The 15,530-nt window shown below is 43.1% G+C and carries 15 protein-coding genes; 1 reads left to right on the top strand and 14 read right to left on the bottom strand.

The window, feature by feature from the left end; all coding sequences use genetic code 11:
• Positions 1–46 precede the first annotated feature (46 nt).
• From BFG52_RS02555 to BFG52_RS02500, 12 genes are all read right to left on the bottom strand, one after another.
• Positions 47–901 (bottom strand): copper resistance protein B, encoded by an 855-nt coding sequence (locus BFG52_RS02555; protein ID WP_218921014.1) that lies wholly within the window; start codon positions 899–901, stop codon positions 47–49.
• Positions 888–2,840 (bottom strand): multicopper oxidase domain-containing protein, encoded by a 1,953-nt coding sequence (locus BFG52_RS02550; RefSeq protein WP_067552217.1) that lies wholly within the window; start codon positions 2,838–2,840, stop codon positions 888–890. Before BFG52_RS02550 ends, BFG52_RS02555 begins: the two co-directional genes overlap by 14 nt.
• Positions 2,841–2,883: 43 nt before the next feature.
• Positions 2,884–3,459, bottom strand: coding sequence for a hypothetical protein (locus BFG52_RS02545; RefSeq protein WP_067552213.1), 576 nt, complete (start codon positions 3,457–3,459; stop codon positions 2,884–2,886).
• Positions 3,460–3,663: 204 nt separating this feature from the next.
• Entirely contained in the window at positions 3,664–4,350 is a 687-nt protein-coding gene (rpe, locus tag BFG52_RS02540; protein WP_067552209.1) for a ribulose-phosphate 3-epimerase, read from the bottom strand.
• Positions 4,351–4,414: 64 nt separating this feature from the next.
• On the bottom strand, positions 4,415–5,455 hold the full coding sequence (locus tag BFG52_RS02535) for a M48 family metallopeptidase (protein WP_067552206.1): 1,041 nt from the start codon (positions 5,453–5,455) through the stop codon (positions 4,415–4,417).
• 92 nt (positions 5,456–5,547) lie between these two features.
• Positions 5,548–6,690: a YjgN family protein gene (locus tag BFG52_RS02530; RefSeq protein ID WP_067559032.1), complete on the bottom strand. Its 1,143-nt coding sequence runs from the start codon at positions 6,688–6,690 to the stop codon at positions 5,548–5,550.
• Between the two features lie 280 nt (positions 6,691–6,970).
• Positions 6,971–8,395, bottom strand: coding sequence for a C13 family peptidase (locus BFG52_RS02525; protein WP_067552203.1), 1,425 nt, complete (start codon positions 8,393–8,395; stop codon positions 6,971–6,973).
• Positions 8,396–8,576: 181 nt separating this feature from the next.
• Complete coding sequence (locus tag BFG52_RS02520) at positions 8,577–9,386, bottom strand: class I SAM-dependent methyltransferase (RefSeq protein WP_067552200.1); 810 nt, start codon at positions 9,384–9,386, stop codon at positions 8,577–8,579.
• Positions 9,380–10,204 (bottom strand): undecaprenyl-diphosphate phosphatase, encoded by an 825-nt coding sequence (locus BFG52_RS02515; RefSeq protein ID WP_067552197.1) that lies wholly within the window; start codon positions 10,202–10,204, stop codon positions 9,380–9,382. The genes BFG52_RS02520 and BFG52_RS02515 overlap by 7 nt, the downstream gene beginning before the upstream one ends.
• 20 nt (positions 10,205–10,224) lie before the next feature.
• The gene (tsaB, locus tag BFG52_RS02510) at positions 10,225–10,905 is read right to left on the bottom strand and encodes a tRNA (adenosine(37)-N6)-threonylcarbamoyltransferase complex dimerization subunit type 1 TsaB (RefSeq protein WP_067552194.1); all 681 of its coding nucleotides are present in this window, start codon (positions 10,903–10,905) and stop codon (positions 10,225–10,227) included.
• A gap of 165 nt (positions 10,906–11,070) precedes the next feature.
• Entirely contained in the window at positions 11,071–11,604 is a 534-nt protein-coding gene (locus BFG52_RS02505; RefSeq protein ID WP_067552191.1) for a gamma carbonic anhydrase family protein, read from the bottom strand.
• Positions 11,605–11,785: 181 nt separating this feature from the next.
• Positions 11,786–12,391 (bottom strand): NUDIX hydrolase, encoded by a 606-nt coding sequence (locus BFG52_RS02500; protein ID WP_067552188.1) that lies wholly within the window; start codon positions 12,389–12,391, stop codon positions 11,786–11,788.
• A 127-nt stretch (positions 12,392–12,518) separates the two neighbouring features.
• Between BFG52_RS02500 and BFG52_RS02495 the strand changes: the two genes are divergently transcribed.
• The gene (locus BFG52_RS02495; RefSeq protein ID WP_067552184.1) at positions 12,519–13,067 is read left to right on the top strand and encodes an NUDIX hydrolase; all 549 of its coding nucleotides are present in this window, start codon (positions 12,519–12,521) and stop codon (positions 13,065–13,067) included.
• An 80-nt stretch (positions 13,068–13,147) separates the two neighbouring features.
• Here the strand turns inward: BFG52_RS02495 and BFG52_RS02490 are convergent, their stop codons facing one another.
• Together BFG52_RS02490 and BFG52_RS02485 are read right to left on the bottom strand one after the other, a co-directional pair.
• Entirely contained in the window at positions 13,148–14,350 is a 1,203-nt protein-coding gene (locus BFG52_RS02490; RefSeq protein ID WP_067552182.1) for a glutathionylspermidine synthase family protein, read from the bottom strand.
• 2 nt (positions 14,351–14,352) lie between these two features.
• The gene (locus BFG52_RS02485; RefSeq protein ID WP_067552179.1) at positions 14,353–15,315 is read right to left on the bottom strand and encodes a hypothetical protein; all 963 of its coding nucleotides are present in this window, start codon (positions 15,313–15,315) and stop codon (positions 14,353–14,355) included.
• Positions 15,316–15,530 lie beyond the last annotated feature (215 nt).

The raw sequence follows: 15,530 nt of genomic DNA, 5'->3' as shown, positions 1-15,530 counted from the left end.
TCAGCATGAGGGTTCATCACCCGCTCAGCAAGGCGGCGTGATTGATTTAAAATAAAAATCTCATGCCTAAACCAGTAAACCAATTGCTTTCAGATTTTTGCTCAACATGCGTTTGCTCTGCCTGTTGTTGCAACTGCTGCTGATAACGATAACCAAACTCCCAGTAAGGCATAAACATTTTGTTGATTTCATAGCGCGTTTGCACGCCCAAGGTAAATTCACTTAAGCCACGATCCAGTGCATGACGTGATGCATCATGCAAAATCACATTCGCCTCTACATAAGGCTGTACAATGAAGCGCTGTGTTAATAACAGATCACGTTCAAATTCGACTGCAACTTGTAGCTGTTTGCCCATATAAAGATGTGCTTTGGTTTCAAAGAAATATGGTGCTAAGCCATTGATACCGATAACAGCATCATAACGATCTGAGGCATTGGGCTGATCCGCTTGATGCCGATAGCGCATCCCCGCTTGCACATCCCAAAAAGTTGTCATATTACGGCTATATAATGCACTCAGACTCTTTTCACTAGGCTCTGATTGTGTTTTCTCGACACTGGCATCCAAATACAGCTTATGTTGATCTGTGCCAATACGGCTTTCTAAACGTCCTTGCAATGTATCATGATCATGTTGCTGAGTTTGCCAGCCTAAGTGCACATCGGTACGTTGATAGACTTCACCACCATGTAAATGTGCATCGCCAGCTGTCGCTGCATGCACGGGGATCGCAGCCAACATCAACACCATAGACATCACCAGCAGCACTATAGCCGCTGCAATACGCCATACATTAGCCCCATAAAGATTTGACAAATAAATACTTTGCCAATGCATGCCTTGCAAACGAATGCTTGTCAAACCAATGCTTTTTAAATGAATCCTATTCATGTGCATGCTGTGCCTCCACCGTTGTGCTGTGCTGAACAGCATGATTGTTCTGGGTTTGCTCATGAACATGGGCAACCACCAATTTATTCATCATGCCAGCAGTCATGTGATAGAGCAGATGACAATGAATTGCCCATTCACCCAATTCATTGGCGGTCAATAACACACTGACGCTTTGTCCAGGTGCAACAATCAAGGTGTGTTTATTGGGCATATAGGCAGCAGATTGACCATTTTCCAACTGCATAAACATGCCATGTAAATGCATCGGATGTGCCATCATACTGTCATTGATAAACTTCAACCGCACGCGTTCACCATAACCAACTTGCAGTGGTGTGGCTTCATGGTGGGTTTTACCATTTAAGGTCCAGATATACCGTTCCATATTGCCATCTAGACGAATTTCCAGCTCACGTGTCGCAGGTCTTTGATCAGGCTGTGGCGTAACGGCCTTTAGGTCCTGATATTGCAATGCGCGATGCCCCGCAGGCGTTGCGGCATTGCCCCACCCCTCAACCGTAGCAGGCTTTATGCTTTGGTGTGGCACAGTTGGCAATTGATCTGACATCGTCAGCACATCAGTAGCAACCATGTTATGTACTGTGCTCTGTGCATCACCAGAATGCGCTTGAGCTTGCATCTGCGACATCGATGAATGATCATGGCTTGAATCGGGCTCGGTATGCAACATCGATGAATGATCATGACTTGAATCGGACTCGATATGCGACATCGATGAATGATCATGACTTGAATCGGACTCGATATGCGGCATCGATGAATGGTTTGTGGCATGTGATCCTTCAGTCTGACCATGTGATGATGTTGGCTGATGTTGCTCGCTATGCGTCTGATCATGTCCATGCATTTCGCCATGCCCCATATCTTGCATGGTCAATAGCGCACGTGGACGCGCTTGCGGTACCGCAAAGGCAACTGGCGCTGCTTGTGCATTTTGTAGACGTGCTAAGGCAAAACCACTACGGTCTATAGACTCTGCCTCTATTTGGTAAGCATCTGCGCTGGGCTCAACCAACACATCATAGGTTTCTGCAGTACCAATACGAAATTCATCAACCGTGACAGGCTGTACGGCTTGCCCATCTGCCGCAACAACCGTCATCTTTAAACCAGGAATACGAACATCAAAAAAAGACATCGCTGAGGCATTGATAAAACGTAAGCGCACTGTTTGTTGTGGCTGAAATAGCCCTGTCCAAGGTTGCGTATTGGGTTGACCATTGAGCAAAAAAGCATAACCGGTAACATCGGATAAATCCGTTCGTAGCATGCGCATTTGATTCCACATTTTGCGCTGTTGCCATGTTGTTTGCCAGCCATCTTGCTGACTTTGACGCCAGACATCACTGAAGGTTTCACGTTGATTCTGATAATAATCGGCTGATTTTTTTAGGTTACGCATAATCTGTTCACCACGACTCGGGTGAAAATCAGATAGCATCATCACATAGTCCTGATCCGCAGCAACTGGCTGTTGAAAATGACCTTTGGGGTAAATCACCAAGGGACCATATAAACCATCTTGTTCTTGGGCACGGGAATGTGCGTGATACCAATAACTGCCACTTTGTCTGATCTTAAAACGATAACTAAAATGCCCATCTGCTGGAATCGCTTGAAAACCATTTAGACCAGGAACACCATCCATAAGGCCGGGCAATAACAAACCATGCCAATGCACAGAACTGTCTTGCTTTTTGAGTTTATTGTGGACATGAATAACTGCTTCATCCCCCTCCTCAAACGCCAGTAAGGGTGCTGTAAACTGATCATTTACCACAATACGTGAAAACGTTTTATCGCCAATGCGTACAGGCTTTTCAGCAATACTTAAATGATATTCGCGCACAGCAGCAACTGCACTTTGTAGCATGATAAAGCTGAGTAACGTTAGCGTTAGCAGCCCTCGAAAAATAGACATAACTGACCTCGAAATTTAAAAAAAGATTGTTTTTAAATCGATGTTATGCCCGAGGCGGTTTTAAAATTTGCTGCCAAAAAGCCAATTGATAATGAGAGATAGGACGCGCATGACGCTGCGCTTCTGGATGTTCCCAAGCCGGCATAGCCCAGCTCTGGGGTGTTGTGCTCACGGCATAAAGCATCTGGCAACCCAGTATGCTGCACTGACTACAGACATCATGCAGGGTGCTGCTCTGTGTATGTGCGCCATCCATACAGTGTGCATGGGCTGGCGTGTCACTTTGCTCGTGATGTGTAGCCTGTGCATGTGCCGCCGAAGATGTGGTAGTCGCTATAACTGTTGGATCAGTAACATCTGTTGCACCCATTTCAGCTTGTGCTTGCGGGGCAGAATTATACTGGCAGATTGTTATCGCCAACTGCGCATAAGCCGCTAAAGTCGATGCTGCTTGCTTCGTAACATTTTGCGTTGACGACACATGATCTGACATGGTCGTCACAGACCTTTGCATCGGCATAAGATGTGCAGCCATCGTTGATGCAGGCAGCACGCTCCAGCTCATACAAATGAGCAGAAGCAATAAGCGTAATGCAAAACAATAACGACTTTTAAACACATCCAATCCTAAGGACTTATTGAGCAGCTTTAAGCTTTAAAGCTGCATGTTAATGATTTATAAACAACTTATACTCAAGCTTATAAACAGAGTTGTCAACAAGGTTATAAACAGAGTTTTCAACAAAGTTATCCACAATACAAATCAATACATTATATTGATCGGTATCGGAGATTTACACGAAATCGTCACGCAGCATTTGCATTAAAGCTCGCGACTACCAACTTTTGCCAATTCATCACGCATCTGTTGAATGGCTACGGCATAATCTGCTTGATTAAAAATTGCAGAACCTGCCACGAACATATCGGCACCTGCCTCAGCAATAGCACGAATGTTACTTGGACCAACACCACCATCAACTTCTAAACGGATATCACGCCCTGACGCATCAATGATTTGACGTGCTTGACGTAATTTATTGAGCGTAGATGGAATAAATTTCTGTCCACCAAAGCCCGGGTTTACGCTCATCAATAACACTTGATCAACTTTATCCAGTACATAATCTAAATAATGTAAAGGCGTGGCGGGGTTAAATACTAAACCAGCTTTGGCACCGCCGTCGCGAATCAACTGTAAAGAACGATCGATATGCGCCGAAGCCTCTGGGTGGAAAGTAATAATATCCGCACCAGCCTCAAGAAAATCGCCAATTAAGCGATCGACTGGGCTGACCATCAAATGCACATCAATCGGTGCTTTAATCCCATATTTTTTCAATGCCTTGCACACCCCTGCTCCAAACGTTAGATTGGGAACATAGTGGTTGTCCATGACATCAAAATGCACGACATCGGCACCTGCGGCAAGTACATTGGCAACGTCTTCACCCAAACGGGCGAAATCAGCAGAAAGGATCGATGGTGCGATAAGATAAGGCTGGGTCATAATTTACCTGGGCTGGATGGATTACACCAGCCGATTATAACAAAATGTCACAGTAATGTCGGCTTTACTGCGCGCTGCTTTGGTGCTGTTGTTGTGCCTCAAAGTCTCGTACCCGCTGGATTCGGTCCGCCGTTGCTGGATGAGAAGACATCAAGTCCATCAGTGGATTATTGACTTTATTTTCACCAGCTTGATCACTTAAACGTTGCAGCATATTGGCATAATGCTCAACAGGCAGCTTTTGTTTAGCCATCAAATCTAAGGCATAATCATCCGCTGCTTGTTCAAAGTCACGTGAATAGTTCGCTCCAACCAAAGCAACAGGCACACTGTTGAGTAAGTCAGATGAATCGCCTGTCATCGCAATATAAATTAAGCTAAACCCAAAACTGGCTAAGGCTTGCTGTAAGCTATGACGCTCTTTTAAATGACCTTGTTCATGTGCCAAGACACCTAAGATTTCTTGGTCACTATGTGCCAGCTCAACCAATTCATCGGTCATAATAATCGTATTGTTAGGAATCGCCAATGCATTGGCACCCAACTGTTGCCCGCGTCTAAATAACAACCGTGCTGGGCGATCTTCTGCAATATATTGCTTATAAAGCTGTTGTAAATGCTGTTGTTGTTGTGGATCTAACTGCGACGGCTTGGTCAGGGTCATTACCAACTCTTCCGATTGATTGCCAATCCGTTGTAAGGTGTTTTCCGGTAAATTATAAGCCACCGTTTTTGCCATCCACGGCACACCCCATTTTAAAAATACCGCACAGAAGATAACCACCACAAAAAAGCTCATGACAATCATGCTGGGAGTTCGTTCTAACTTCCAGATTTTATGATGTAAACCGAGGTTTTTAATCGGTAACCATGTCGGAATATCTGTACTTAAAAATTCGATACGGGCATCATTATCCAGCTCAATCACTGGATGTCTCTGCCCTAAAGCACCGATAAAAGTCATTTGCTTGCGATGAAAACGAACAGTTTTGGGTTCCCGATCCTGATAACGCACCATGATGTGTTCTCGGTCAAGCTCTAACAACTGCGCTTGATGCGGCTTGGAAATTAAACCATCGTAAAATATCACGTCAATCGACTGCATGTATTCAGACCTTTTATCGGTAATTTAGTGTTATGTCTAATATAAAAATAATGATCAGTAGAAGACTTTCACATCGCCTAAGATCTCAAAATCTACAGTGAAATATCAAAGTCAAAGATATCACTGATTTCTTCCGCAATCGCACTCGGGGCAGATTGTAGTAAGTTCAACATTTGATCAGGATCATCATTGAGCTGCAAACTTAGCGATTCTACTTTATATCGATATAAACGTACCATTGCCCAAGGCGTCAATAATCCCAAACTCACAATTTGCAGAACAGTATTACTCAAAATAATCCAGATAAATACTGACTGTTTGCAACTGGTCTTAAATTGGCTATCACCAACTGTGACATTATTCCACGTGGTTATAAAAATACGTGCTTGCACCCATGGTGCAAAAATAAGTAACAAACCAAAGTAGACGACAAAAATCATCATGAACAATGGCAACAATACCGACGGATCAGGCACGGTTCCATTATCATTAATTTGATATATTTGCCCAATAACCGAAGAGAGTATAGGCAACATGCTAAATAATGCGACGATTATGACGCAAAATAAGACCAAGACGGGGACATATACCGCCCCCATATAATTGCCCCAAGTGGCATGTAACTTAAAGCGCAGTTGTCCTGCATAAAGATGATCAAAAGTGTAGCGGTAATATAACCACAGCCCAACCGGTGAAAAAATGCCCAAAGTAAAGATATAAATCAATAAGGCTTTGATTAATTCAATATAGGCTTTACCCGTGGTACCTGAAAAATAAAAACGGCTGTTGGCAAATTTACTATTACGTGCAGTAAAGCTTAGGGTACAGCGAATTAACCAAGGAATCGCAATATAAATAAGGACTAACCCAACCCAGGCAAAACGTGGATCCCAATTGCCAAGTATGGCAAAGACTGCCCATAAACCAATCGCAATTAAACGACCATAAAAGATTTTGACTGGATCGCCGGTAAAGTCAAAACGGCGCTGAGCAAAATCGGTATTTTGATAAAAATAGCGCAGTCGACGGACTTTAGCCCACGGCGCATACAATGTTGCAGTCACTAAGGTCAGGAGGATATTGACAATCCAGATACCGAAGTATTCACCCGCTTTACCATAAAATTTAAATGGCAATATTTTGGTCTCGAAAGGAGCAGGTGCTTGTGGTGGAAAATTAGGTATATTCGATTCACTTTCTCTAGAAAAAGGATCGTTAGAATTAGACTGTTGCATTATGTTCTCTTGTTTTAGTTCAATTTTACTGAGAAAGCTTACAGTAAATTGATGATATGTCATGAAGATTAAAATAAAATTCTATACTGATTTTAGCCATTAAGATTTAAGCACTTAATTTGAAACCAAACACAAAATTTAGGAAATAATAACTTATTTTAGACTAAATAAACATAAACCCCATGACAGGCTGTACATGGGGTTTATAACAAATAGACATTATTCCTGTTCTAAATTCCTGTTCTAACTCGCATTAAAAACGCGCGTTAAAAAACAAAAATTAAAATACGCCAGCCGCCGTAGGATGATCCTGTTGTTGAGGCGCGCTATTTACATGCGCTGTTGCTGCTTGTGGAAATAAATGCTGTTCTAATTGCGGTAGCATTAATTCCATATTTTTCCCAATCACCCATTGTGGTTCAGAATGGGTTAAACCTTGGTTATCTTCCCATTTCTGAATGGTATGCTGTGCTTGTTCAAAAGCGGCTTTTAAACTATTTTGGTCACGCATCGCTTGTTCAAAGAAAGCACGACCAAAATAGGTCGCATCGGCATCGCTATTACAACCAAAAGAATCACGATCTGCCGCAGATGCCGTAATAACCAAGGTATCGGGTGATTGTAATGCGGGTACAAAACTTCCTGAATAACACGCCGAAATCACGATGACTTTCCAACGCACGCCAGATTGATCCAATGCGCTACGTAACCATTTGGGATCGACATTGTCTAAATCGATCGGATCATTGCTTAATTCAAATTGATTGCGTACACCATGTGAGCTCATATATAAAAATAATACGTCACTTTCTGGATTCATTTGCTGACCAATACGTTTTAATGCCATAGCAATACTGGTTTTTGAAGCAATAGGGGTTTTTTCTAATGTTTCAGGATTATTAATCAATGCCAAAGAACGTCCAAAAGTGGCAAAACGCGTATCAAACTGTTCTTTGATGCGCTCGATTTCTAATTTAAATACATCTTGATAATTGGCACCGGCCACCCCCAAAAAATACCACTTGGTTTGTGCGAACTCACCCAATTCAATTTTTGCCAAAGTCTGATTAAGCAACTGGCTCTGTGCATAAAATGCCTGTTCAGAAATACTCGGCGGGCTTTCTGTGGTTTTCCAGATGGGTTGGTCTCTTGCTGAAATTTGCCAGACAATTAAAACAAATAAAGTGGCCAACATAATCAGCCCGCGTTCCCACCATGGCCAATGCAACTCACGCGCAAAAACCCAAACCACAGCTAAGCTTTGCCATACAAATAATACCGCAAAGACAATCGGCAAATAGTCATAGACCCAGTCTGGTAATAAATCTTGTAATAACAAGTACTGTATTAAACTCTGTAAGACTGCAATATGGGTATCTAATACCAACCATAAAACTGCAGGCACTAACATCAAACGGGTATTATCAATCCTTTGCGATAAGAAAATCCCAACGATCAGTGCAATAAAAGGCCATAACGCATAGCTGACCAAACCCTGTGAGTTAAACTGCCCTGCACCACCACTCGATAACCAGCTAAACAGTGTATTGGCACTGCCACCTAAAATACCCCAAAAGATTAACTGTAAAATCGAAGGTCTCACGATCTGTAAAGATTTACGCGAACCCAAAAATAACCACATGCCTGCACGTTGGTTGCTTTTAAAATCGTGCCAAAAATTAATGGAGGGTTTGAAGTCTATCATAGAGATTCTAGTATGGCAGGTGATCCAATCAATGTAAGACGTACACCGATTCTCAGAGTTTAAGCTTAGATCTTATAGATCATTGAGCAAATGTCTAAACGGCATCCAATCATAATCTACAAGCGCTACTATATACCAAATACAACGGTTTTAAATCATAATGCTCAATTCATTCAAAGTTTTAACTTGAACTAAAATAAGCATCAAAACGACAAGCATCACCTAACCATTGATGATCAGCGGCTTGATTGGCTAAAAATACTGCATGACGTGGTCGTTTCACCACCACACGTGTCGCAATCTGCTGCGCTGCTGGCAACAATGCATCACCCAAATCCATGCCCTCTTCTCCCTGCAATAACAGGTGTAAGAGCTGCATTTGTTTTTTGACTTGTGCTTGCTTCTTCGCCGCTTGCTGATTTTGATCACGCTGTGGAAACATCGGGTCAAGGTAGATCACATCATAGTGTTGCCCTAAGGTCAAACTTTGTGTCATATAATCTTGGGCATCGACATGTTGCAGCTGAATACGTTCGGCGGCACGACACAAAAACGGATCTTGTAAAGCGCGTTGTTGGTTATCTTCGAGTAGGCTAAATAAAATCGGATGGCGCTCTAATAAAGTCACCTCAGCACCCAACTGTGCCATCAATAAAGCATCATGACCTAAGCCTGCCGTGGCATCTAACAGCTTCGGTTGCTCGGCAAGTTGGCAAGCACGTGCAATCATTTCGCTCTTTAAACTGGCGCGTTTTAAACGAGCACGCTCAGCAAACCAATCCGGTTGCATTTTCATACCTTGGGCACATAGCCACAGCCCTTGTGCATCACAACATAAGGCCAAATCTGCGTGCTGGCGTAAAAAGCGTGCATTGAGTTGTTCAACCTCAAGCCATTCGACCTGAACACCTCGACTGCGCAAACGTTGCTGATAAAGCTGTGCCGCTACGGCATCTGCGGCAGTGCTATATAAACGCCAAGCACTTACCATAATTTATAGCCGGTCAATGCAAAGAACAAAATAATCAAACCTGAAATAATGCGATACCAAGCAAAGACCATAAAATCACGCTTGGCGACATAGGCGACTAAAACACGTATCAGGAATAAGGCTGAAACAAAAGATACCAATGTACCAAAGCCCAATACCCACCAATCTTGTGCCCCACTAAACACATGATAATTTCGGTAAAGATCGAGTAAGCCTGCGCCAATAATCACAGGAATACCCAAGAAAAAAGAAAACTCAGTTGCTGCTTTACGTGATACGCCGAGCATCATGGCACCAATAATGGTCGCACCAGAACGCGAGGTGCCAGGAATCAATGCCAGTACTTGTATTAAACCAATGTAAAACGCTTCTTTAAAAGAGATATTGTCTACTTCAGCAGCATTCACTTTAGGCGGGTTTTTCTCGACCCACCAAATAATCAAACCACCGATAATCAAACCCATTGCGACAGAAATATCGTTAAATAAATAATCTTTTACTTCTTGACCAAAACTCAGCCCCACCAACATAATCGGAATCGAAGCCAATATCAGACTCAACCCAAGATGCCGACCTTTCTTTTCCCCTGTAACGAGTCCGGTTGCGGCACCCCATAACTTGTTCCAGTATTCATAAATGACCGCGGCAATGGCACCCATTTGAATCGCCACCACAAACACATCACTTTTTTGTTTGGTCCAGAAATCCATTAGTTCTGACGCTAAAATTAAATGTCCGGTACTGGAAATCGGCAAGAATTCGGTAATTCCTTCGACAATTCCCATGATGGCTGCTTGCAGCAGTAGAATAAAGTCCATGCGCGATCCTAATTCAAATTTTATACTGAGGATTTATGTTGTTCAGAAAGCTTTTTCCACGCATTATCACGAAGATAGACAGGTAAAGCCTGCTCAGCACTTAGCCAGTGTTGTTGCGCAGCTTGTGCCATTGCAAGAGAGGCAATATCTTGTGCATCTGCATAAATATGTTGGTATTGTGAGTTACTTAAGTCATGATCCGCCAATAGCGTGATACCGCTCCCCACCGGGGTATACCGTTGATAAGCTGCAGCAGATTGGTAATCTAATAATTTTTCTTCATCCAACAATTGCATCATGCCTTTGGTATCACAGGCATAACTGGCAATATAAACTTCTTTCATGCGTGCATCGCTGATCACTGTAACCTGATCTAGCCCAAACTTCCGATAAGCTGCCTGTGCGGTGGCTTGTAAGGTTGATACAGGAATCACCGGCAAGTCATTGGCCCAAGCCAAAGCTTGGGTCACGGCAGCATTGATGCGCACACCACTAAAAGAGCCAGGACCTCGACTAAAGGCAATTGCAGTCAGCTCAGACAACGCCCATTGCGTTTGTGCTAAGCCCTGATCAATCAACGGTAAAATCGTCTGCGTTTGCGCCTTAGGTCGATCATCTTTTTCAAAATACTGGATCTGCTGCTCATCAATGAGTGCAACAGAACACTGTTCGTTGGCGCTTTCCAATGCCAGCAATTTCATGCACAACCTACGTACGTTCAAAAATATGCTTATTCTACTCCACTCATATTCATCCTGCGAGGGATTCTCTTGGGAAAATCGTTTTAGCGCTTTTTCAACAAGATATCTAAGAATCACGCGCCAAAGAATAAAATCATACTGAGGATTCAAGCGAATCAAAAAGCATTATTCAAAATAATAGGGCTGTAAATCGGTAAAGTTTTGATAATGGCTCGCATAATGCATGGCACTCAGGGTCAGTGCTTGTTCTGCTTGGGCATCGAGCTGGCGAATAACCTTGGCAGGTGATCCGACCACCAGAGAGTTATCGGGAATCACTTTACCTTCTGGCACCAATGCATTGGCACCGACTATACAGTTTTTACCAATCACCGCACCATTCAGAATAACCGCATTGATGCCAATCAAGCTATTGTCCCCAATCTGACAACCATGCAAGGTCGCCTGATGTCCCACCGTCACATAATTGCCAATATGCAACTCAATGCCAGCATCGGTATGCAAGACAGCATTTTCTTGAATATTACTAAAGTTACCAATGCGGATCACACTGTTATCACCACGAACCACCGCACCAAACCAGATACTGACTTTTTCCCCCAATTCAACCTGACCAATCACCGTCGCATTTTCAGCAACCCAACCATCCCATGGTTCAGACATTGCTTTAGGCACATGACCTTTATATTGATACATCATTATTGCGTTTCCTTTTAATGCACGCACTAAGCTGCTCATGCTAACTTCGCATGCTATTCAACAGCAGAGCGCTAAAGATTTAGGATATAACAATGATTTGCGATTATTTTCAAGTCTACTCAGGCACAGAATCAGCCTACAGGCAAGCATGCTCAGTTGACATAGCATTTATTTAGTATGTTTATTTAGTACGTTCATGCAGCGGTGGATTCAATAAAAAGGGCCACTGTTTTTCAATGTCTAAGCCATAGTGAAATAAGGACATTAAAATACGTGCGGTCAGCCCCCACACCACTTCATTTTCAATCTGTATACTGGGAAAATACAGCAAGCGATCAGCAAAACGTACTTCATGTGGCATCGGTTGCGCTTGTAATAAATCATGCAAAGAAGCAAAGAAAATCCGATCAATTTCTGTCGGTTGCGGCATGAGCTCTAAACTGGGAGGAATCAGCCCCACGATGGGCTTGACCAATAGACCACTTTTGGCCTTTTGCATGGGTAAATCACCCAACAAACGCACTGCGAAGGGATCTAATGCTGTTTCTTCCCACGCTTCACGCAAAGCTACACTAACATTACTGGTATCTGTCGGGTCGCGTTTCCCCCCAGGAAAAGCAACTTCACCTGCATGCTGATTGAGTGATAAGGAACGGCGTGTCAAGAGTACCTTGGGATCTGTTTCATCGGTAATCGCGAGCAATACAGAGGCTTGCGCTTCTGCCGTCCGTTTGGCAAAACGTAAACGTTGTTGCAACATTTCTGTATAAGGCAGCCGATCCTTCATCGCTTAAAACAACTCCAAGATTGCTAATATTTTTATCATATATGAAATCGTCACAAAGGGGCGAGAAAAGATGTCAAAGCTTGAATTTTCAGTTATGCTGACAACTTTATAATCGTTTATAAAGACTATGCATTTTTGTACTGTATGTGGACAAACTACACAAGAGAAAATACCTTTGGGAGACTCCAAATTACGTCAGGTTTGTGAGGCATGTGGTCATATCCACTATATCAACCCAAAGGTCATTTGCGGTGCTTTAGCCCTCTGGGAAGATAAGGTGTTACTCTGTCGCCGTGCCATTGAACCACGCTATGGGCTTTGGACCTTACCTGCTGGTTATATGGAACTCAATGAAACCATGGAGCAAGGTGCAGCACGGGAAACACGCGAAGAGGCTGCAGCTGAAATTGATATACAGCAACTCTACTGCATGTATAACATTCCGCGTATTGGCCAAATCTATGTATTATTTAAAGCACAACTCCAACATGGTCAGTTTGGTGCCGGGGAAGAAACCATCGAGTCACGTTTATTTAGCGAGCAAGATATCCCTTGGGCAGATTTAGCTTTTCCTAGCGTCGAACAAACCTTAAGACATTATTTTCATGATCGGAAACAACAAAGCTTTCCGCTTCATCTTGAAACTTTGGGTACGCGTTTGGATCATACCGGTTAAAAGCCCACAGATCCTACGCCTTCCCCGCGCGGCTTAATCTGCGACGCTATACTCGACCTGACCGAATATTCAGCGTAGCCCTAAGCGCCCTCAGGGATAAAAATATGACTGGCAAAAAACGCCGCATTCCCCGTGATTACATTGGCGTCTTCACGGATTGACATACCACAAGCCACATCACCAATCACCCAACTGCCCAAAGTCGGTCGTGTTCCAGCAAAAATAGGGAGGTCATACCATTCATGATAGATATATCCCCATTGATGGTATTCATCCACCACATGACTGCCCTGCCCTAAATGGCTCTGCCCAGTGCTGGCATCATAGCAATAAATATTGGAACCTTCGCGACCATGCACTGCTTTTTTACACCAGCGCCCCTGTAATTGGGTCACTTCAGTCTCGGCATAGGCAGCCAATAAATATGGATGCTGTGGGAACATCTGCCACATTTTTACCAGCATGGCTTTATTGGACAACAAGGCCTTCCACGGTGGTTCAAACCAGATATTGTCTAAACGCTGAATCTCAGCTCCTTCACGGGTTTTAAAGATCCATTCCCATGGATATAACTTGAAAATATGGTTAATTTTTTGGAAGTCCAAATCGACCAAGAAGTCTTGCCCACGATACTGCGCATGACCAATATCTTCCATTAAAATATCTTTGACCTGCATACCCGCCCGATAGGCAGTGTCCATCAAATAAGCCAAATTGCACCAGTCTTCACTGCGAAAAGCATCAGCCTGTGCAAAATGAATCAGGCTCTGCGGCTGAAAGTATTTTTGCCATGTTGCAATCAATTGCTCATCGATGAAATTATATTGAATGCGCTGCTGATCAGGAATATTTTCCGACTGCTGAATAAAATCCCATTGCGCAATCGAAGCCTCAAGCAAAGCAACTGGGGTATCACCATTGTATTCCAACATTTTAATAGCATGTTGTTCTGGTCGATACACCAAATCAAAACGCCCAAGCAAAGAGCGATCAGCGCGACGCCAAGATTGTTCTATACTGCTTTTGGCATAATCTTCTAATTGAAAATAGTCTGGATAATCACCACTTTGTACGATTTCATCGACCATGGCCACGGCCATCTCATGTAATTCCTGTGTGGCAGCCTGAATGTAATCAACCTCAGCTTCCTCAAAGATATAGCAAATACCCTCTTGCCAATACGGCTGCCCGCCCTCGCCTGAGGGTAAATCATAGTGTTCAAAACCAATCTGTCGTAGCTGTTGAATATAATCAGCACGCGGCTCAAATGCAGAACGAATCAAGCCTAACCCCCAAAAGAATGTGCTGAACCATGCGACCCAGTAAAGCCCCCACGATGGACGCTATATGCATCGGTATCTTTGCCTAAATGGGGAACATAACCCTGTGTAGCACTATCCGATTGACTGTAATGTTCGGCATCAACCACCACGGTTGCTAATTTTCTCTGCAAAATACTCGATGCCAAACTTTCTGTTTTGGTAATATTGCTCGGATAATGTGATAGCCAAACATAGAGTGGCATCGAGCGATGCTCAGTCTTGGGATCATTGATATAAGCCTGTAACAACGAATCAGCCGCAATTTTAACTGCTGCTAAATCATTCCAATAACTGTGGGCAAACAGCAGAACAACTTGTTTTTTATAACGCTGCTCTGGAGTATAATGCTGCTGAGCCGTTTGACTGGTCGACTGGGTATTATTGTTCATTTGCTGTGCAATGGCTTCGTTATAAAAAGCACTTTGTTTTAAAATATAATCATGCCACTGTTGCTTAGTGCCCTTAAAATTTAAACGCACTGCATCTTCATATGAAAAATCTAATAACAATGCATCTTTGTCGAGAACCCCCTCAGGAGAGGGCCAGTGTAAAGGAAATGTCAGAGCCTGATGACTTTGACGGAGTTGCAACAATGCATATCTTAACCAAGTTTGATTGGTCAATGCTTGTAGCAATTTGGCTTGATGTGATTCAAGTCTGGCATAGCTGTTATACGATATATTCTGATCAGCTAGCGCAAGCAATGTCTGCCAATCCGTCCTTCTAACCTGTGCATTAAATTGCAATCTGACTTTGTCATAACTATCACGAAATATGGTCTCTTCATACAAATCTTGATGATTTAAATAGAGCAGAAAATCCTTATTGCTTCGTAATTGTTGGCGATCTTCTGCCTCTTTTGAACATGCCTGTAACATCAATAAGGGCAGCACTAAATATATTTTTTTACTTTTATTAAACTTCATCGTGGAAATAACTATTGCTAGGTCGGCTATTATATAGTGCGTGATATTAACTGAATTTTTATTTTAATTAAATATTTAGCATATTGTTGCCCGAATAGGCACCTGATTGGGCAAGCACATCGACCAATACGCATACGCATCCTCCACACCGACCAGCTGTCATTTGTTTTGCCGGATCGGTCTTGTTAGAATTGCCGACAGATGATGGCGTCTAT

Origin of the sequence: Acinetobacter larvae, assembly GCF_001704115.1 — a bacterium.
Taxonomy (GTDB): domain Bacteria; phylum Pseudomonadota; class Gammaproteobacteria; order Pseudomonadales; family Moraxellaceae; genus Acinetobacter; species Acinetobacter larvae.
Note: the sequence above shows the minus strand (reverse complement) of the source record. Positions and strands in the feature narration are given on the sequence as shown.